Origin of the sequence: Nocardia sp. NPDC057455 (genome assembly GCF_042802775.1) — a bacterium.
Taxonomy (GTDB): domain Bacteria; phylum Actinomycetota; class Actinomycetes; order Mycobacteriales; family Mycobacteriaceae; genus Nocardia.
In genome coordinates this window covers 1-18402 of record NZ_JBHVDM010000121.1, presented here as the reverse complement: position 1 = coordinate 18402, position 18402 = coordinate 1, and the positions used below count along the sequence as shown (strand labels likewise).

At 67.1% G+C, this 18402-nt stretch carries 18 protein-coding genes; 7 read left to right on the top strand and 11 right to left on the bottom strand.

Features of this window, described 5'->3' with window-relative positions:
• Window positions 1–95: 95 nt before the first annotated feature.
• The 5 genes from ACFU5M_RS31305 to ACFU5M_RS31285 all read right to left on the bottom strand — a co-directional run bounded on the left by ACFU5M_RS31305 (window position 96) and on the right by ACFU5M_RS31285 (window position 3292).
• A complete protein-coding gene (locus tag ACFU5M_RS31305) occupies window positions 96–401 on the bottom strand; it encodes a DUF1416 domain-containing protein (RefSeq protein WP_379054630.1) in 306 nt (101 codons plus the stop codon).
• Between the two features lie 5 nt (window positions 402–406).
• Complete coding sequence (locus ACFU5M_RS31300; RefSeq protein WP_379054628.1) at window positions 407–1240, bottom strand: sulfurtransferase; 834 nt, start codon at window positions 1238–1240, stop codon at window positions 407–409.
• A gap of 29 nt (window positions 1241–1269) precedes the next feature.
• The gene (locus ACFU5M_RS31295; RefSeq protein ID WP_379054626.1) at window positions 1270–1764 is read right to left on the bottom strand and encodes a DUF4395 domain-containing protein; all 495 of its coding nucleotides are present in this window, start codon (window positions 1762–1764) and stop codon (window positions 1270–1272) included.
• Window positions 1765–2051: 287 nt separating this feature from the next.
• A complete protein-coding gene (locus ACFU5M_RS31290) occupies window positions 2052–2495 on the bottom strand; it encodes a thioredoxin family protein (RefSeq protein ID WP_379054624.1) in 444 nt (147 codons plus the stop codon).
• Window positions 2492–3292: an LmeA family phospholipid-binding protein gene (locus ACFU5M_RS31285; RefSeq protein WP_379054622.1), complete on the bottom strand. Its 801-nt coding sequence runs from the start codon at window positions 3290–3292 to the stop codon at window positions 2492–2494. Before ACFU5M_RS31285 ends, ACFU5M_RS31290 begins: the two co-directional genes overlap by 4 nt.
• Before the next feature lie 294 nt (window positions 3293–3586).
• On the opposite strand from ACFU5M_RS31285, the gene ACFU5M_RS31280 reads away from it, so the two are divergent.
• The 6 genes from ACFU5M_RS31280 to pstB all read left to right on the top strand — a co-directional run bounded on the left by ACFU5M_RS31280 (window position 3587) and on the right by pstB (window position 9493).
• On the top strand, window positions 3587–4351 hold the full coding sequence (locus tag ACFU5M_RS31280) for a winged-helix domain-containing protein (RefSeq protein WP_379054620.1): 765 nt from the start codon (window positions 3587–3589) through the stop codon (window positions 4349–4351).
• A gap of 113 nt (window positions 4352–4464) precedes the next feature.
• On the top strand, window positions 4465–5376 hold the full coding sequence (mshD, locus tag ACFU5M_RS31275; protein WP_379054618.1) for a mycothiol synthase: 912 nt from the start codon (window positions 4465–4467) through the stop codon (window positions 5374–5376).
• 241 nt (window positions 5377–5617) lie between these two features.
• Window positions 5618–6730, top strand: coding sequence for a phosphate ABC transporter substrate-binding protein PstS (pstS, locus tag ACFU5M_RS31270; protein WP_379054616.1), 1113 nt, complete (start codon window positions 5618–5620; stop codon window positions 6728–6730).
• Between the two features lie 91 nt (window positions 6731–6821).
• A complete protein-coding gene (gene pstC / locus ACFU5M_RS31265; protein ID WP_379054614.1) occupies window positions 6822–7793 on the top strand; it encodes a phosphate ABC transporter permease subunit PstC in 972 nt (323 codons plus the stop codon).
• Entirely contained in the window at window positions 7793–8695 is a 903-nt protein-coding gene (pstA, locus tag ACFU5M_RS31260; RefSeq protein WP_379054612.1) for a phosphate ABC transporter permease PstA, read from the top strand. Before pstC ends, pstA begins: the two co-directional genes overlap by 1 nt.
• Before the next feature lie 21 nt (window positions 8696–8716).
• Window positions 8717–9493: a phosphate ABC transporter ATP-binding protein PstB gene (pstB, locus tag ACFU5M_RS31255; RefSeq protein ID WP_379054610.1), complete on the top strand. Its 777-nt coding sequence runs from the start codon at window positions 8717–8719 to the stop codon at window positions 9491–9493.
• Window positions 9494–9601: 108 nt separating this feature from the next.
• Here the strand turns inward: pstB and ACFU5M_RS31250 are convergent, their stop codons facing one another.
• The 6 genes from ACFU5M_RS31250 to ACFU5M_RS31225 all read right to left on the bottom strand — a co-directional run bounded on the left by ACFU5M_RS31250 (window position 9602) and on the right by ACFU5M_RS31225 (window position 17228).
• Entirely contained in the window at window positions 9602–11146 is a 1545-nt protein-coding gene (locus tag ACFU5M_RS31250) for a hypothetical protein (protein WP_379054608.1), read from the bottom strand.
• 32 nt (window positions 11147–11178) lie between these two features.
• Entirely contained in the window at window positions 11179–11472 is a 294-nt protein-coding gene (locus ACFU5M_RS31245) for a hypothetical protein (protein ID WP_379054606.1), read from the bottom strand.
• A 119-nt stretch (window positions 11473–11591) separates the two neighbouring features.
• Window positions 11592–12254, bottom strand: coding sequence for a phosphate signaling complex protein PhoU (gene phoU / locus ACFU5M_RS31240; protein ID WP_063053652.1), 663 nt, complete (start codon window positions 12252–12254; stop codon window positions 11592–11594).
• Between the two features lie 189 nt (window positions 12255–12443).
• Window positions 12444–14819, bottom strand: a complete 2376-nt coding sequence (locus ACFU5M_RS31235) for an LCP family protein (protein WP_379054603.1) — start codon at window positions 14817–14819, stop codon at window positions 12444–12446.
• 160 nt (window positions 14820–14979) lie between these two features.
• Complete coding sequence (gene dusB, locus ACFU5M_RS31230) at window positions 14980–16107, bottom strand: tRNA dihydrouridine synthase DusB (RefSeq protein ID WP_379054632.1); 1128 nt, start codon at window positions 16105–16107, stop codon at window positions 14980–14982.
• A gap of 149 nt (window positions 16108–16256) precedes the next feature.
• Entirely contained in the window at window positions 16257–17228 is a 972-nt protein-coding gene (locus ACFU5M_RS31225; protein WP_379054601.1) for an acyl-ACP desaturase, read from the bottom strand.
• Window positions 17229–17761: 533 nt separating this feature from the next.
• Between ACFU5M_RS31225 and ACFU5M_RS31220 the strand changes: the two genes are divergently transcribed.
• A complete protein-coding gene (locus ACFU5M_RS31220; protein ID WP_379054599.1) occupies window positions 17762–17917 on the top strand; it encodes a hypothetical protein in 156 nt (51 codons plus the stop codon).
• Window positions 17918–18402: the final 485 nt, after the last annotated feature.

Here is an 18402-nt window from a genome sequence, read left to right as displayed (position 1 = left end):
TGGGAGTCTAACGACTCCCTAGTCGCGGCACGCAAACGGCCCCGGTGCTTCCGCGGAGCGGAAAGCGACCGGGGCCGTTGGATCGGTACCGCGTCTTACTTGGCGACCGCGACGTCGACCGAGTGGATGCCCGCGCCTTCGGGGCGCACCTCGGCCGAGCCGTTGCCCGCCGAGGAGAGCGCACGGACGGTCCAGGAGCCGGGAGCCGCGAAGAACCGGAAGTCACCGGTGCCCGACGCGACGACCTCGGCGGTGAAATCACCTTTGCCATCGAGCAGGCGCACGAACGCCCCGCCCACCGGCTGGCCGTCGGCGCTCAGGACACGGCCGGTGATGACCGTCTCCTTCTCCACGTCGACACCGGCCGGGATGGCCTGACCCTGAGTAGGTGCTGCACACATGTCTATTACTCTCCCAACTCGATCGGGGCGCCGACGAGGGAGCCGTACTCGGTCCAGCTCCCGTCGTAGTTCTTGACGTTCTGGTGGCCGAGCAGTTCCTGCAGCACGAACCAGGTGTGCGAGGAGCGCTCGCCGATCCGGCAGTACGCGATGGTCTCCTTCTCGCCGTCCAGGCCGGCTTCCTTGTAGATCTCGGTCAGCTCGGCATCGGACTTGAAGGTGCCGTCCTCGTTCGCGGCCTTGCTCCACGGCACGTTGATGGCACTGGGGATGTGGCCCGGACGCTGGCTCTGCTCCTGCGGCAGGTGGGCGGGCGCCAGGATCTTGCCGGTGAACTCGTCGGGCGAACGCACGTCGACCAGGTTCTTGGTGCCGATGGCCGCGATGACCTCGTCGCGGAAGGCGCGGATGGACAGGTCGGGCGCCGACGCCTTGTACTGGGTGGCGGGCCGGTTCGCGGGCGCGGTGGACAGTGGACGGCCGTCGAGCTCCCACTTCTTACGGCCACCGTCGAGCAGCTTGACGTTGTTGTGGCCGTACAGCTTGAAGTACCAGTAGGCGTACGCGGCGAACCAGTTGTTGTTGCCGCCGTACAGGATGACCTCGTCGTCGTTCGAGATGCCGCGGGCCGAGAGCAGGTCGGAGAACTGCTCCTGGTTCACGAAGTCGCGACGAACCTGATCCTGCAGGTCCTTCTTCCAGTCGAGCCGGACGGCACCCTCGATGTGCCCACCGTCGTAGGCGGAGGTGTCCTCGTCGACCTCGACGAAGACGACGCCGGGGGCGTTGAGGTTCTCTTCGGCCCAGTCAACGGAGACCAGGACATCGGAGCGAGCCATTGTTTTCCTTTCAGAGATGACGTGCAGGGTCAGTTCGATGCCGGTGACGGGCTCCGGCGGAGGCGGGCGACCAGCGGGTAGATCTGGCAACCCAGGCAGATCCCGAACGCCGCGTTCAGGAACGCCGCGAACAGGGCAAAGCCGGCGAACACCGCGCCGACGACTGTGGAGCCGAGCGCGAAGCCCAGCAGGCTGACGGCCGCGAAGACGAAACCGAGCAGCTGTGCGAACCGCAGCGGCGCCGTCGGCTCGGTCTCGCTGGTCGGCGCCAGGCGCGGCGCGACGAAGGCCGCGTAGATCCGGCCGTACGGGTGGCGGCGCGGGCCGAGGGCCGCGCCGACCGCGAAGACGACCGCTTGCAGGGCGATCAGGGCCGCGGCGGCGCCGGACGAGAACGCGGCGGCGAGCAGGACGACGACGAGGACCCCGGTGGTCACCCATGCGGCGAAACGCGGTCCGCGAACATCGACCTGGTCTGAGGTAGCGGGTAGCGTTCCGGAACTGTTACGGATCTCGGTGGACATTGTGCGTACTCCTGCGCTGAATAAGTCCGATGACTGGAGATTTGCCAATTCGCCGGGGGATCGTGAGATCACTCGCACGGCGGACAGGGGTCGGCGTCAGGAAATCCGGGGAAGCCGACCGATCAGCGGCACAGGCAGCAACAACCACCGAGCCGACACAGATCCACTGTGCGGCGTCGGGTGAGCATCAGCTCGTGGTTGGAAAGCACGTCAGCAGTTTACCCAATTCGGCGGGGGAATTGGACCCGGGGTGGATCACATCCGTCCAGGGGACTTGTCGTCGCAGTTCAGGCGGCTGCGGTCAGCGGCTCGAGCGCGGACTGCAGATCGGTGGCCTTGGGCACGCCGGAAATGCGGAACCGCTCCCTGCCCTTGATGTCGAAGACGAACGTGGTGGGCAGCGACAGCACGTTCAACTCCCGCGCGAGCGCGGGCTCGGCGTCGATGTCCACCTCGATGTCCTGCGGCGGCTGCGGCGAGCCCGCGAGCTGGTCGGTGACGTTGGCAACCACCCGGCGAACCGCGTCGCACGGTCCGCACCACTCGGCCGAGAAGTGCAGGACCGCCGGACCGGCGCCGGTGACGCCGACGGCTGCCAGCAGTTCCGCGCGAGCGGAGTCGGACAGGTCGATGCCGTCGGCCGCGCGGATCTTGCCTTCGCGGCGGCGCAGCAGGACGCCCACCACCAGCGCGGCGAGCAGTACGACTGCCAGAATGGTGATTTGGATCATGGTCGCTGCAATCGGTCGAGGTCGATCGTGACGTTCACGCCCTTGCCCTCCACGACGATCTGACCGCCCTGGGCGGAGACCTTGGTGGGCCGGACACCGAACGGCAACTCCTTGGTGTCGATGGTACGGGTGAACCGGGCCAGGACCGCGGGACGATCGGCCTCGGTGATCACCGCCACAGGCATGGTCTCGGTGCCGGACGGGCCGCGATAGAAGCCCGTCGCCACGATCTTCACCTGATCGCCGTCGAGCGACAGATCAGCCTGCACGCTGACTTTTTCGCCGCTGTACAGCGCGCCGGGCGTCTCCGGCATGGTGCCGGTGAGTACCAGCGCGCCGGTGGTGGTCATGCCGGAACCGCCCGATCCGCCGGTCCCGTCGGACTTGTCCGCGGGCCGGGAATGCACCTGCAGATCGGGGATGGTGAACAACCTGCCGAGTTCGGTCGGCTCCACCCGCAACCTGCTGTCCACTCGCTCCACGGGGACACCGCGCAGGCTGCCGTCGACGAGTTCACCGACCGGAAGCCGCACTCCGGTCAGCGTCGCCTCCAGCGCGGTTTCGCCGGGGATGTCCTCGCGCTTCGCGCGCGCCCGGATCTCGACGTGGTCGTAGCGGCTGTCCCAGGCCTGGCCGAGAAAGGGGAAACCGTGAATCGTCACCTCGGGATCGGCGGTGAGATCGGCGCCTTCGCGCAGCGCACGGGACACGCGATACTCCGAATAGGCCGCGGTGCTGAAGTCGACGACGACGGCGAAGCCCGCCAGACACAGCAGGCCGATGATCAGCTTGCGCATGCTCCCCCGTCTCTCCGGGTCTCGGGCCGCGGCGGCCGGGAGCCGCGCGGCGCGCGTTCTGCTGCCGCCTCGGGAGCCCCGCCGGTGGCGGGCCTGCCCGGTAGGTAACCCATGTACGCACCATATCGGTTGGCCCGAGCCGGGCTCGCGGGTGTCCTCCGGTGCGATCGCGGACCCCGGAATGCGTGGTCATGCCTTGTTACGCGCTAATCTTGCATCCGATTACCTGTGATTAGCGACGCGGCCGCGGCGGTGCTGCCGCATCCGCGTGGCTACGAGATGGGAGGAGGGCCTGTGGAGCTGCTCCTGCTTACCTCCGACCCCAACCCCGAGTCGGTGTTGCCCTCGCTTGCGTTGCTCGCGCACAACGTGCGCCCCGCGCCCACGGAGGTGGCCTCACTGCTCGAGGCAGGCACCGCGGACGTCGCGCTGGTGGACGCCAGAACCGACTTGGCCGCTGCCCGCGGTCTGTGCAGGCTGCTCGGCAGCACCGGGTCCTCGGTGCCGGTCGTCGCGGTGCTCACCGAGGGCGGCCTGGTCGCGGTGAACGCGGACTGGGGGCTCGACGACATCCTGCTGCCCGGCACCGGCCCCGCCGAGCTCGACGCCAGATTGCGGCTGCTGGTCGGGCGCAACGGCGGCGTCGCCAGCCCGGAGAACACCGGCAAGATCACTCTGGGTGAGCTGGTGATCGACGAGGGCACCTACACGGCACGGTTGCGTGGCCGCCCGCTCGACCTCACCTACAAGGAGTTCGAGCTGCTGAAGTACCTCGCGCAGCACGCGGGCCGGGTGTTCACCCGCGCGCAGCTGTTGCAGGAGGTGTGGGGCTACGACTTCTTCGGCGGCACCCGCACCGTGGACGTGCACGTGCGGCGGCTGCGCGCCAAGCTCGGCACCGAATACGAGTCGCTGATCGGCACGGTGCGCAATGTCGGATACAAGGCCGTGCGCCCGTCGCGCGCGGCGGCCAAGGGCGAGCCGGTGAACTTCCCGGAAGGCGACAACGAGGGCACCGACGACTCCCCGCTCGCGCCGGTCAACGGTTCCGCGCCGTAATTCCCGGCGGCTCGCGTATCGATCTCCGAAATGCCGCCGATCCCCATGACGTTGCCAGGAGCGGACTGCGAGCCGAGTCCGCTGGGCTGAATGAACGGAGGCCGATGAGCGGCATGAGGACACAGTGGACCGATCGTCCCGATGCGGAGGCGGCGCAGGAGATCAGCGAACTGCTGGAGCGCGCCAAAGCGGCCGACGGGGTCGCGCCGGTCTCTGAACAGGCCGTGCTGTCGCTGACCTCCGGCGACCACACCGGAGCGCGTCATCTGCTCGCGTGGCGTGACGGCGCGGTCGCGGGCTACGCCAATCTCGTTCCCGCGCATGGCGAACATCCCGCGATGGCCGAGGTCGCGGTCGACCCGTCCCAGCGCGGTCACGGCGTTGGTACCGGTCTGGTCACGGGCGCTCTGGCCGCGGGCGGCCCGGGCGCGCGGGTCTGGGCGCACGGCGACCGACCAGCGGCCAAAGCCGTCGCGGCGCGGCTCGGATTGCGGACCGCGCGTGAGCTGTGGCAGATGCGGCGGTCGCTGGCAACTCCGGAGCTACCGGAATTGGGCGTGCCGGACGACATCGTGTTGCGCACCTATGCGGGTCCGGCCGACGACGCCGAATTGCTGCGGGTGAACGGCGCCGCCTTCGCCTGGCATCCCGAACAGGGCGGGTGGACCCGGCACGACATCGAACTCCGCCGCGCCGAGGCCTGGTTCGATCCGGCGGGCCTGTTCCTGGCATTCGACGCGACCGCCCCGGGCCGGCTGCTCGGATTCCACTGGACCAAGGTGCATCACGCGGAGAATCCGCCGCTCGGAGAGGTCTACGTGGTCGGTATCGACCCGGCGGCGCAGGGGCGCGGTCTGGGTCGGCTGCTCACCCTGGCCGGATTGCGTCACCTGCGGGACCGCGGGTTGGCCGAGGTATTGCTCTACACCGAGGCCGACAATGTCGCCGCGGTGCGTACGTATACCCGTTTGGGATTCGCTCCGGCACATGTGGACGTCGCCTACGCCGCGGCCGATGCTGAATAACAGGCGGCAGAACGGGTGTCCGCGAGTAAAACTGGGGCAAACGTCACATCTACCGGGTGCAATCGCGCCGGGCTGTTCACTCTCCGTTCACTCAGGTCGGTCCAACTGTCAACCACGTGACTTTAGGTTGGGTGAGGGCAGCACACTGCTGCCTGGTGCGCAAGTTCCCCGCGAACAGCACCACCGCACCCGTCCGGGCCGGTGAGGGACCGGACGAGTTGGACGCCATTCCGGAGGAATAGTGAATTTCAAGCGCAGCAGCGCACTCGTCGGTGTGCTGGCCGTCGGCGCCATGACGCTGGCCGCCTGTGGCAGCGACGACAACACCGCGAGCGACACGAGCAACGTGGCCAAGGTCGACGTCGCCTGTGGCGGCAAGGAAGCCCTCAAGGCCAGCGGCTCCTCCGCGCAGAAGAACGCGATGGAGCGCTTCATCGCCGCGTACGAGAAGAACTGCGACGGCAGCACGCTCAACTACACCTCCAGCGGCTCCGGTGCCGGTGTGAGCGAATTCCTCGGTGGCCAGACCGATTTCGGTGGCTCCGACTCCCCGCTGAGCGCGAAGAAGGACGAGCCGAAGAAGGCCGCCGACCGCTGCGCCTCGCCCGCGTGGAACTTGCCGACCGTGTTCGGCCCGGTCGCGATCACCTACAACATCGACGGCGTAGCCGATCTGGTGCTGGACGGCCCGACCGCCGCCAAGGTTTTCAACGGCACCGTGACCACCTGGGACGCTCCCGAGATCAAGGCGCTGAACCCGAACGCCAAGCTGCCGTCCGAGCCGATCGCCGTGATCTTCCGTAGCGACGAGTCGGGCACCACCGACAACTTCCAGCTCTACTTGGACTCCGCCTCCGACGGCGCCTGGGGCAAGGGCGCGGGCAAGGCCTTCAACGGTGGCGTCGGCGCCGGCTCGAAGGGTAACGAGGGCACCTCCGGCGCGGTGAAGACCACGAAGAACTCGATCACCTACAACGAGTGGTCCTTCGCGAAGGCGCAGAACCTGTCGATCGCGCGCATCATCACCTCGGCGAGCAAGGACCCGGTGACGCTCAGCGTCGCCTCGGCGGGCAAGGCGATCGAGTCCGCGAAGATCTCCGGCCAGGGCAACGACCTGGTCATCGACACCTCCTCGTTCTACAAGCCGTCGGTGACGGGCGCGTACCCGATCGTGATGCCGACCTACGAGATCGTGTGCTCGAAGTACTCCGACGCAGGTACGGCGAAGGCGGTCAAGGCCTTCCTCACCTCGGCGGTCACCAATGGCCAGCAAGGCTTGGACGAGGCCGGGTACATCCCGATCCCGGAGCAGTTCAAGACCAAGCTGACCACCGCCATCAACGCCATCTCCTGATAGCAGTCCCCACATGACCGTGCACGACGAGGTTGCCGCCGCTGGTCCGTCGGATTCGACCGACCAGCGAGCAGGCGGAGATACTGCGCTCATGCCGAGCAAGCCGAGCACCGATCCGGCCGCGAAGAGGGCCCGCCCGCACAGCCAGCGAGCGGAGATCGTCTTCCGCTCCCTGGCGACGACGGCCGGTGCGATCATCGTCGCCGCCATCGCGCTGATCGCACTGTTCCTGCTCATCCGAGCGGTGCCGTCGGTGCTGGCGAACGAGGCGAACTTCTTCACCAGCACCGACTTCAACACCTCGGACGCCAACCACCTGCGGTTCGGCATCCGGGACCTGTTCATGGTGACGGTGCTGAGTTCGATCTTCGCACTGGTGCTCGCCGTTCCGATCGGCATCGGCATCGCGCTGTTCTTGACGCACTACGCGCCGAAGACGCTGGCGCGGCCGTTCTCGGTTGTCGTCGATCTGCTCGCGGCGGTGCCCTCGATCGTGTTCGGTCTGTGGGGAATCCTGGTGCTCGCTCCGCAACTGGAGCCGATCCAGACCTTCTTGAACGACAACCTCGGATGGCTGTTCCTGTTCTCCGACGGCAACATCCCGCTCGCCAGCGGCGGCACGATCTTCACCGCGGGCGTCGTGCTCGCGGTGATGATCCTGCCGATCATCACGTCGGTCAGCCGTGAGGTGTTCAATCTCACACCGCGCGCGCACATCGAGGCGGCGCAGGCGCTCGGCGCGACGAAATGGGAAGTCGTGCGGATGACGGTGCTGCCCTACGGCCGCAGCGGCATGATCGCGGGCGCCATGCTCGGCCTCGGCCGCGCGCTCGGCGAGACGATCGCCGTGCTGATCGTGCTGAAGACGGCCGCGCAGCCGGGACAGTGGTCGGTGTTCGACGGCGGCTATACCTTCGCCTCCAAAATCGCCTCGGCCGCGGCGGAGTTCAGCGCCCCGCTGCCGACCGGCGCGTACATCGCGGCAGGCTTCGTGCTGTTCGCGCTGACCTTCGTCGTGAATGCGCTGGCTCGACTCGCCGCGGGCGGAAGGGTGAACGGGTGATGACCACCTCGACTCTGGATCGGCCGATCAAGCCGCCCACCTTCCGGGACGTGAGCCTGTCACGTCGGATACGCAACAACCTCGCGACCGGCTTGGTCTGGCTGGCGTTCGGCATCGCCCTCGTGCCGCTGGCCTGGGTCCTGCTCATGGTGATCACCAAGGGCTTCGGCGCCGTGGTCCGGGCCGCCTGGTGGCAGAACTCGCTGAAGGGCGTGCTGCCCAATCAGGTCGCGGGCGGCGTCTACCACGCCATCTACGGCACCATCGCCCAATCGCTGGTCGCGACGGTGATCGCCGTACCGCTCGGCATCATGGCCGCGGTGTATCTGGTCGAGTACGGCCGCGGCGTGCTGGCGAAGACCACGACCTTCATGGTCGACATCCTGGCCGGCGTGCCATCGATCGTCGCGGCGCTGTTCATCTTCGCGCTGTGGATCGCGACGCTCGGGTTCCCGCAGAGCTCGCTCGCGGTCTCGCTGGCGTTGGTGCTGCTGATGCTGCCGGTGGTCGTCCGCAGCACCGAGGAAATGCTCAAGCTGGTGCCCGACGAACTACGCGAGGCCTCCTACGCGCTGGGTATCCCGAAGTGGAAGACCATCGTGCGAATCGTGGTCCCGACCGCGCTTCCCGGCATGATCAGCGGCATCCTGCTCGCCATCGCCAGGGTGATGGGCGAGACCGCTCCCGTGCTGGTGCTGGTCGGTTACAGCAAGTCGATCAACATGAACATCTTCGACGGCAACATGGCGTCGCTGCCGCTGTTGATCTACCAGGAGCTGGCCAACCCCGAAGCTGCCGGGCGCGAGCGGGTCTGGGGCGCGGCTTTGACCCTCATCATCATCATCGCCTTCCTGTACCTCGCGGCTGCGGTCCTCAACCGCCTGCTCACCCGGAACCGATAGAAGCGGAACGGATTACCGACAATGGCCAAGCGGATCGACGTCAAAGATCTGAACATCTACTACGGCAAGTTCCATGCCGTGTCCGATGTCTCGCTGACCGTGCTGCCGCGCAGTGTGACCGCCTTCATCGGTCCCTCGGGCTGTGGCAAGTCCACCGTGCTGCGTTCGCTCAACCGCATGCACGAGGTAACCCCGAATGCCAGGGTCGAGGGCGCGGTGCTGCTGGACGGCGAGGACATCTACGGTACCCAGGTCGACCCGGTGGGCGTGCGTCGCACGATCGGCATGGTCTTCCAGCGGCCCAACCCGTTCCCCACCATGTCCATCAAGGACAACGTGGTCGCGGGTCTGAAGCTGCAAGGGGTGCGTAGCAAGAAGGAACTCGACGAGGTGGCGGAGCGCTCGCTGCGTGGCGCCAACCTGTGGAACGAGGTGAAGGACCGCCTGGACAAGCCGGGCGGCGGCCTCTCCGGCGGTCAGCAGCAGCGTCTGTGCATCGCGCGTGCCATCGCGGTCTCGCCCGACGTCCTGCTCATGGACGAGCCCTGCTCGGCGCTCGACCCGATCTCCACCTTGGCAATCGAGGACCTGATCACCGAGCTGAAGAAGGAATTCACCATCGTCATCGTCACCCACAACATGCAGCAGGCCGCGCGTGTGAGTGATCAGACCGGCTTCTTCAACCTGGAGGCCCAGGGTAGGCCGGGCAAGCTGATCGAGATCGACGACACGGAGAAGATCTTCTCCAACCCGTCGCAGAAGGCCACGGAAGACTACATCTCCGGCCGTTTCGGCTGATCCGGTCGCCGAACGGGCCGCGATCGACGCGGCACGAGCACAGGAAGGCCCTGAGTAGCGTGTCGGCTACCCAGGGCTTTTCCGCTGTTCGAAACAGGAAATGTTGAGCTACTGGTCCTGGGGTGGGGTCTCGAACAGCGGCGTCGGCGTCGCCTCTACACGACGGGTGTGTTCCGAATCCGATTGCCGGTTCGCCATGTGGCCTCCCAGCAAACCGGTACTCGCGGGCGCGGTCGACGGTGAGCTGGGGGCGGAAGGGCTGCTGCTGGGGGCGGTGGGTTCGGCGCCGGTGTAGCTCGCCTGCCGGACGGACGCCGGTTGTTGTTCCGGCTTCGATTCGGTGCCCTGCGCCGGGTCCGGCTTTTCGGTCTTGCTGTCGTCAGTCTTGCTGTCGTCGGTCTTCGATGTCGGATCGTCCGTCTTCGAATCGTCGGCTTTCGCGTCCGGATCGGCTTCGGAGGGTTTGCCCGTCGTGGAATCGGTGGAGGCTTTGTCCGGTGCGGGGGTGCCGTCTTCGGCGGGCTTACCCGCGGACGGGGAATCGGTGGACGTGCCGTCTGCCGCCTGATCGACGCTGGTGATCACCGTGTCGGCGGCGTTCGCGAATTTCTCCGCTGCCGTGCCCGCGGAGTCGATCAGGCCCTTTCCGGCATCGCCACCCGCCTTGATGATGTCGTCGAGATCGTCGTCGAGCTTGCCGACGGACTCGATCAACGTCGGCATATCTCCGGTGATCCCGCCCACCGCGGTGATAAGACTCGTCACATCCGAGGGTGTCCAGGAATTCGGGTCGCTGGCGGGGCCGGTGGACCCGGACGACTTGGAGTCGTCACCCTTTTCGGACTTGTCGCCGGTCTTGTCGCCGCTGTCGCCGGTCTTGTCGCCGGTCTTGTCGCCGCTGTCGCCGGTCTTGTCGCCGCTGTCGCCGGTCTTGTCGCCGGTTTTATCGCCGCTGTCGCCGGTTTTGTCGTCACCCGACTTCGACTTATCGGTCTCGTCTTCGCCGGTGGACTGCTCATCGGCGATCGGATTCGCCTGCGGTGTGCCCGCAGGAGTGGTGGCAGGGTCGGTCGGGTCCTCGTCTGTGTTCGCGGTATCGGACTGCTGGCTGTACACCGCGAGCATGGGATCCGTCTGCTCTCCGCTGTCGAGCGGGTCGCCGTCACCGAGCTGGTCACTGCGGGCACGCACATTCCCGCCGGCCTGCTCGATCTTGGTGGCGATGTCCGATTGGGTGCCGACCAGTTCGTTCAGTGCCGTGGTGATGGCGGTCTGATGGGTGAACTGCGAGTCGCCGTCGTCGTCCGCGGCGTCCGGCCCGGGAGTGACCTGCCAGTCCTCGGAGACGGTGAATCCGGCCGCCACGGCCTGATCGACCTTGTCCAGCAAAGCTTGGCGGAACCCGGCCAGGGTGGTGCCGCTGTCGATCAATGTCTGCGCGAGGTCCTCGGTATCCAGCGCGACTTTGTTCGCCGCGTCGCGGTCGCCGGCTATCCGGTCGTAGGCCGCGTAATAGGCATCGCCGCTCCAATGCGCACCCGCCGCACGAATCTGCGTCACCGTTTCATCGATCAAGATGACGAATTCGCTATTACGCGTTCGTATTTCCGCTCCGGCTTCGCCCAGTTTCCACGGTTGCCATTCCGACCGCACCTGACTCAGGGTAGGCGCCGCATCAGTCGTCCTCACAGGTGCGCGCCCATCGCGTCGAGGCCATCGCGAAACTGCTGGTCGGACACTTCGTAGTTCGCGGCGCCGCCTTTGGCGATGTTGGAAATCCGTTTACACCGCATGGCCATTCGCCGCCACGCGTCTTCGACATTCGTGCCCGCAGCCGAGCACACTTCGCTCAATGCCGAACCGGGCAGCACATTACCGAGCGCGTCTGTGGTGGTACGCACAGACAAGTCGCCGATATTGCCGCTGATTTGATCCATCGACGCGGCCAACGCGCGCAGCTCTGCTGGATCGACGTTCATGACGCCCCCCTTCATACCGGATCCCCTCCGGCGTAACGCTATACCGGAGCAATCCCGCCCCGCGCGGCTAAATCTATCATTTACCGCCCGCGAAACGTCAAGCCCGGCAAGCCTTTCGGTTACCCTTCGGCATCCGGGTCAGGGGGGAGGACGCCGGTCACCAGGAAGATGACCCGCCGGCCGATTTCGACGGCGTGGTCGGCGAAGCGCTCGTAGTAGCGGCCGAGCAGTGTGACGTCGACGGCGGCGGCTACGCCGTACTTCCACTCCCGGTCCATGAGCAGGGTGAAGAGGTGACGATGCAGGTCGTCCATCGCCTCGTCGTCCTCGTTCAGCTGCGCCGCGCGCTCGGGGTCGCGGGTCTCCAGCACCTCTCGCGCACCGGCGCCCATGTTCACCGCGATACGACCCATCTCGGCGAAGTAGCCGTTGACGGCCTCCGGTAGCGCGTGGTTCGGATGACGCCTGCGTGCGACCTTGGCCACGTGCAGCGCGAGCGCGCCCATCCGATTCACGTCGGCGACGATCTGGATCGTGCTCACCACTTGCCGCAAATCTCCGGCCACCGGAGCCTGCAGCGCGAGCAGAGCGAAGGCCTTCTCCTCGGCATCCTGGATCAGCTCGGCGATCCGGTCGGACTCACCGATCACCTGCTCCGCCAGAGCGAGGTCCGCTTGGAGCAGCGCCTGGGTCGCCCGCTCCATGGCCGAGCCGGCAACGCCGGCCATCTCACCCAGCAGGTGGGCGAGCTCGGCCATTTGCTCGTTGTAGATGACACGCATGGAACCTGACACTAGTTCGCCACGCTGACCAAGTCACGAACGCCGAGTGAATGACCGGTGCGCTTCGTTAGCGCGCCGGTTGCTATTGACGGGTCAACAAGCGGAAGCCGCCACTCCTGCCGGGCGCGAAACGGGGAGATCGCAACGATTTGTGATCTGCGTCGCAATCTCACCGCGTCGTACCCGGTGCTACTCGCAGGTCTCCTCGGCCGCGTTGACGTGTTCCAGGTCCGAGGGCAGTACGGTCGGCGTCGAGTCCTTCGGGGTGCTCGTCACCACGTTGGCGATCTCGTCACCGACCGGCGTCGGCGCCTTCACGACTACGCCACTCGCCGAGTCGCCTCCGATGACGACTTCGACGATGCCGCCGAGATCGTCGGCGGCCTCGATGGTCGCGCCGGGAATCGCGCTGGCCACGGTGGCGGCCTCGGCTTCCAGGCCCGCGGCGTAGCGGACCTTCGTCGTCGCGGAAGTGCCGTTGGCGTAATTCGCGGTGTTGTAGATCGCGAAGCCCTGGTTGCCGAGTTTGGTGGCGGCCGTGCGTGCCAGGCCTTCGATCCCGGAGCCGTTGGACACCAGCAGCGAGACGGTGGAGGGATCCACCGCCCGGTACTTGGTCGGTGTCGGTGCGGCCTGCGTGGGAGCGGGTGCGTTCGCCTGGACGGTCGGCTTCTCGCCCGGTAGGGGCTGGTCGTCGCGGATCGCCTTGAAGATCGCCTTGATGTCGGATTCGCGGGGGATCTCGTTGCCGTATGAGGTGGTACCCGCGGTCGGGACGGTGATGAACGTGACCGCGCCCGCGTCGACCTTCTGCAGCGAACGTCCCAGCATCAGCAAGTCACTGGATTCGACGTGGTCGACCAAAGTGTGCTTGCGGAACGCTTCGATGAAGCCGTTCAGCTTACCCAGATCGAAAAGCACCCGGCTCGACAGCGCGCCGCGTAGCAGCGATGCCAGGAAGCGCTGCTGCCGGTTGATGCGGTCGTAGTCGCTGCGTTCTTCGCCGTAGATGTGCCTGGCACGCACGTAATTCAGCGCGGTCTCGCCGTTGATGCGTTGTTTGCCCGGCTGCGCGAGCACGGTGCCGAGGACGTCATCGACGAGCGGCTTGGTGGTGCACACCTCGACGCCGTCGACCTGGTTCACCATCGTCTCGAAGCCGGCGAAGTCGATGGCGATGAAATGGTTGATCGAGCTGCCTGTCAGTCGCTGGATCGTCGTCACGAGACACTTCGGCCCGCCGAGGTTGTAGACGGCATTGAGCTTGTCGCCAATAGCGGACGGGAAGGTCTCTTTGGTGTATTCGGGGTTGCTGCCGTCGCGGGTGTCCCACCCGTTGCACTGCGGCCTGGTGACGTCCAGGTCGCGCGGGAAGGATACGACCACCACCCGGTTCCGGGCCTTCGGGATGTGCACGAGCATGGTCGTGTCCGCGCGGGAGCCCTCGGCGTCGTCCAGAGTTCCCGCGCCGAGCTGGCCGTTGGCCCCCGCGCGGGTGTCGGTCCCGACTAGCAGGTAGTTCTCGTCGCCGAGCTGGGCATTGGAGTCGACCACGTCTTCGGAATTGTCGTCCAGCGCGGAGACCTGGGTGAAACTGTTGTTGGTGTTGCGCAGGTAGCTCCAGCCGCCCCCGGTGATCAGCAGCGCGAGCACGGCGCTCACCGTCATCCCGGCCCGTCCCGCGGCTCGTAGACGCTTGTTGCGGCGCTCCCGGGAGGCCTGGAGACGGGTCTGCGTGGAAGTGCCGACCGTCTTCGGTTTGGCGTCCTTGCCGTCCTTGGTGGGCCAGCCCACGCCCTTGCGCTTGGCGCGGGTCTGTTCTTCGAGCGGGGGAAGGACGTCGGTGACCTCTTCGGCCTGCTCCGGCTCCGGACGCGCGACAGGCGCGGCGGACGCGGAGCGCTGGGCGGGGCGGCGGTTCGTGGGGTGGGCGGCCGGTGTGGCGCCCGTGATGTCCTGGACGACCGGCGAGCTGCTCGTCTGGCGTGGTGGCGGTGCATCGGGGGCGCGCCGGGGACCGGCTGCGGCGCCGCGGCCGTTGGCGGGAGCCGGGGGACGGTTCGCTGGGGGATCGGCCGGGTGCCGGGAAGCTTCCTGTTGCGGCTCGGCGCGGTTTCCCCGTCCTGTCGGGTGGCCCGCCTGCGGTGGTAGCGGCTCTGGGCGGCGTCCTCGGTTCGGCGAAGTGCCCGCGTTCGGCGGTGTGGGCTCACCACGGCGTCCTCGGCCGGGTGCGGCAGCCGGGTCCGGCGGGATGGGCTCCGCGCGGCGGCCGGGTGCCGGAGCCGGGGCGGGCTCGGCGCGGCGTCCTCGGCCGGGTGCGGCGCCCGGATCCGGCGGAGTTGCCTCCGCGCGACGGCCTCGACGGCCACTGCGCTCGTTGTCGACCCGCTGGACGAGATCCTGGACCGTCAGGGGTGCGGAACTCTGATCTGGAGTGGCGTCGGTATGGCGCGAACGACGAGACGTGCGTGCGGCGTCTGCTTCGGGGCTGTCCGCCGCGGGATACCGCTCCCACGGGGCGCGACCTCCGGGCCGTGGCGAACGCCCGTGCCGATCGTCACCCACCAACGAACCTCGCTTTTCGTCCTGCTTTTCCGCTCAGGTCACACTCGACCGGCGGCACCGATTCCGCAATGATAACGATTCCGCCTCGGCGGGCCACCCCACCGTGAAAACGGACAGGTCACAGCGTTGTTGGGCGACGGTGTTCGCTGTGCGGTTGCCGTCACCCGCCACTGTGCATCACATCCGCGGCGCGCGGCACCGCGGGATCATCCGGGTCGTCCAGCCAGCCGTGCGGCAGCGCCACCTTCCCCGGAGAGCCCTGGCGGCCGCGCGGGCCCTCCGCGTCCTTCGGGAAAGGCGCGGTCGGATCGAGCTGCCCGACAAGGTCTTCCAGCCGAGCGAGGCTGTCCACGGTGGCGAAGGCGCGACGGAGGTCGGCGCCGACCGGGAAGCCCATCAGGTACCAGGCCATGTGCTTGCGCAGGTCACGCATGGCCTTGTCCTCTCCGAGATGCTCGGACAACAACGAGCCGTGCCGGTACAGCACCGCGCCGACCCGGCCCAGATCGGGAGCTTCGGGCAGCGGCTCGCCCCGCAGCGCCGCCTGCAGCTCGGCGAACAGCCATGGCCTGCCCAGACAGCCGCGACCGACCACGACGCCGTCGCAGCCGGTCTCGTCCATCATGCGAACCGCGTCGGCTGCGGAGAAGATGTCGCCGTTGCCCAGCACCGGAATCGAGGTGACCGCCTCCTTGAGCCGGGCGATCGCGCTCCAGTCGGCCTGGCCGGAGTAGCGCTGCGCGGCCGTGCGCGCGTGCAATGCGACCGCCCGCGCGCCTTCGGCTTCGGCGATGCGTCCGGCGTCCAGATAGGTGCGGTGGTCGTCATCGATGCCGATGCGAAACTTCAGGGTCACCGGGACCCCCGCCGGTTCGGCCGCGTTCACCATGGCACGCACGATGCGCCGGAACAGCGTCCGCTTGTATGGCAGGGCGGCGCCGCCGCCGAGCCGGGTGACCTTGGGCACGGGACAGCCGAGGTTGAGGTCGATGTGGTCGGCCCAACCCTCGCCGACAATGATGCGCACCGCTTCACCGAGCGTGTCCGGGTCGACGCCGTAGAGCTGCATCGAGCGGGGATGCTCGTCGGCATCGAACGACATCATGTGCAGCGTCTTCTCGTTACGCTCGACCACCGCTCGCGCGGTGATCATCTCGCACACGTAGATCGAGGTCGAGCTGCCGAACTCCCGGCACAACTTGCGAAACGCCAGATTCGTGATGCCCGCCATCGGCGCGAGCACGACCGGCGGATCGACCGGATACGGCCCGATCCGCAGCTTCGTCATCGCCTCGGTAGCTATCGTCACGCCGACCAGTGTCTCATTTCCGCACGTGAGTCGGCCGGAGCGGGTCGCCGCGCGGCGCGCCACCGCACCAGTCGAATCGCCGCCGCCCGCGAACTCCGGGGCGGCGGCGCAGTGCTGTCGCTGTGTGGTCAGCCTACGGAGGAGCCCGCCATCTGGCGGTCGCGCTTGGCGGCCTCGCGGGCCAGCATCCGGTCCCGCTGCTCCTCGAACTTGACGACGTCGCCGGCCAGCTTCTCCAGGAACAGGCCGAGGCGCTCACGGACCGCCTCACCGCGGGCGGTGAAGTCGGTGCGCTCGAAGATGTCCCACTTCTTCAGCACCGGCTGGACGACTTCCTCCAGGTGCTGGCGCAGATCGTAGATACCGTGCTTGGCCATCAGCACACCGTTGCGGCGGAAGTTGGGCATGCCGGCGCCCGGCATCTGGAAGTTCTCCAGGATCAGGGTGATCGCCTCGATGGCCTGGTCAGGGGCCAGGTCGAGGGCGGCGCCGCACATGTTGCGGTAGAAGATCATGTGCAGGTTCTCGTCGGCGGCGACACGCTGCAACATGCGGTCGGCGATCGGGTCGTCGCAGACCCTGCCGGTGTTGCGATGGCTGACCCGAGTGGCCAGTTCCTGGAAGGTGACGTACGCGACGGAATGCAAGAAACCTGCGTCGGCTTCGGCAGGGGAGGCGAAGCCGTTGGTCATGTGGACCATCCTGGCTTCCTCGAGGGCGACCGGATCCACGCCGCGGGTCACTACCAGGTAGTCCCGCATCACGATGCCGTGGCGGTTCTCCTCGGCGGTCCAGCGACCCACCCAGGTACCCCACGCGCCATCCTGAGAGAAGTTCTCGGCGATCTCCCGGTGATAGGAGGGCAGGTTGTCCTCGGTGAGCAGGTTGGTGATCATGGCCGCCTTCGCGACCTCACCGAGCCGGGACTGCTCCGGATCCCAATCCACGCCACCGAGTGCCGCGAAATTGCGGCCGTCGTCCCACGGGACGTAGTCGTGCGGATGCCATTCCTTTGCCAGGGAGAGGTGCCGGTTGACGTTTTCTTCGGCAACCGGCTCCAACTCCGTCAGAAGCTCGAGTTGAGTCAGATCCCTTGCCATGTATGAACCCTTCAGTGTGTGCTTCCGGTCGTGCAGGTCATCCCAAGGTAGACCGATACCGTTGCGGCCATACCTTACGGCACCGTAGGTGTGATGCGAAACGCATCCGTTAGACGATCGATGCCCTGGTGATCCACCTCATACGACGTCTTCGCCGTTCAGTGATCCACACGAGTGTATGGGTTCTTCCTGTGAACACGGGGACTATCGGCGCGGGGCTCACGGCGTTAGCGGAAGGTGCGAGATCGCCCAATCCGCTGGTTGGTCACTCACGGTCGGAGTACCCCGCGCTCGTGCGTGTCGAACGCGCGCGCCGAGACGAGTCGCCCGCGAAGCTCAGGGACGGTTTCCCGAAACGCTGTGGACAAACGCATCCCGGTTCCCGTTTCTGCGACTGTCACGATCCGACAACGAGTGGGTCGCGGTGGCTGTTTCCGGCGTGTGTCGCCACGGCGCCACCTATTCGTGGCCAAGTGCCCGAGCGCCCGCGCGGATCGAGTCATTCGCGTCCGTCTCTCCCGCTGGATCGGGATGTGCAGCGCGCGATCGCCGGGGGCGTGCGCCGTGCTCGCGCCGGCGGATTCGCAATCGGCGGCCGCCTCGATCAGCTGGTCTACGTCGGCCCGGTCGAGGGCGGCGGCTACGGCCGTGTCTACGAACTGGTCGCCTACCTCCCACCTGCCGAGTAACCCGACCAACCGACAGAAGCCCGGCCGAGATTTCGGCCGGGCTTCTTCGTGTCTACAGCCGGTCTACAACTCGGCGCTCCATCCCCTGCCCCTTTCCCCTGGCCCCTTCCTCCGCAAGCAAAACGAGTCCGGAGCGGGGGTTGCTCAAGGGTGGCCGCCAGGCCATCGGCGGAGCCGACGCGACGCAGGAGCGCCCTTGAACAACCATCGAGCCGGGCTCACGCTATCCGGCCGAGGAAGGGTCCTTCCCGTGGTGTCGGCAGTCGATCTTGCTGTGCCGGTAATGCGAAGGGCTGCACCGAAACCACACCACAAAATAGCCGATAGGTAGCAGCCGCGTAGCGTGCGCGTCGGCTACCTATCGGCGCTCTCAACCACCACCCCAACCCTTCCGTGAGCTGGGCAAAGGGCGGGATTTCTGCTCACTCCCCCACCCCCTCCCCGTCCGACATCTCATACCCACTTCGTGTGCACGAGATGTCGGC

Excerpts from the sequence above, each read along its gene's own strand:
- pstA (WP_379054612.1), top strand. The coding sequence starts at position 7,793 with ATGACCACCTCGACTCTGGATCGGCCGATCAAGCCGCCCACCTTCCGG.
- mshD (WP_379054618.1), top strand. The coding sequence starts at position 4,465 with ATGAGGACACAGTGGACCGATCGTCCCGATGCGGAGGCGGCGCAGGAG.
- pstB (WP_379054610.1), top strand. The coding sequence starts at position 8,717 with ATGGCCAAGCGGATCGACGTCAAAGATCTGAACATCTACTACGGCAAG.
- ACFU5M_RS31300 (WP_379054628.1), bottom strand. The coding sequence starts at position 1,240 with ATGGCTCGCTCCGATGTCCTGGTCTCCGTTGACTGGGCCGAAGAGAAC.
- phoU (WP_063053652.1), bottom strand. The coding sequence starts at position 12,254 with ATGCGTGTCATCTACAACGAGCAAATGGCCGAGCTCGCCCACCTGCTG.
- dusB (WP_379054632.1), bottom strand. The coding sequence starts at position 16,107 with ATGACGAAGCTGCGGATCGGGCCGTATCCGGTCGATCCGCCGGTCGTG.
- ACFU5M_RS31245 (WP_379054606.1), bottom strand. The coding sequence starts at position 11,472 with ATGAACGTCGATCCAGCAGAGCTGCGCGCGTTGGCCGCGTCGATGGAT.
- pstC (WP_379054614.1), top strand. The coding sequence starts at position 6,822 with ATGCCGAGCAAGCCGAGCACCGATCCGGCCGCGAAGAGGGCCCGCCCG.
- ACFU5M_RS31285 (WP_379054622.1), bottom strand. The coding sequence starts at position 3,292 with ATGCGCAAGCTGATCATCGGCCTGCTGTGTCTGGCGGGCTTCGCCGTC.
- ACFU5M_RS31290 (WP_379054624.1), bottom strand. The coding sequence starts at position 2,495 with ATGATCCAAATCACCATTCTGGCAGTCGTACTGCTCGCCGCGCTGGTG.
- ACFU5M_RS31225 (WP_379054601.1), bottom strand. The coding sequence starts at position 17,228 with ATGGCAAGGGATCTGACTCAACTCGAGCTTCTGACGGAGTTGGAGCCG.
- ACFU5M_RS31295 (WP_379054626.1), bottom strand. The coding sequence starts at position 1,764 with ATGTCCACCGAGATCCGTAACAGTTCCGGAACGCTACCCGCTACCTCA.
- ACFU5M_RS31305 (WP_379054630.1), bottom strand. The coding sequence starts at position 401 with ATGTGTGCAGCACCTACTCAGGGTCAGGCCATCCCGGCCGGTGTCGAC.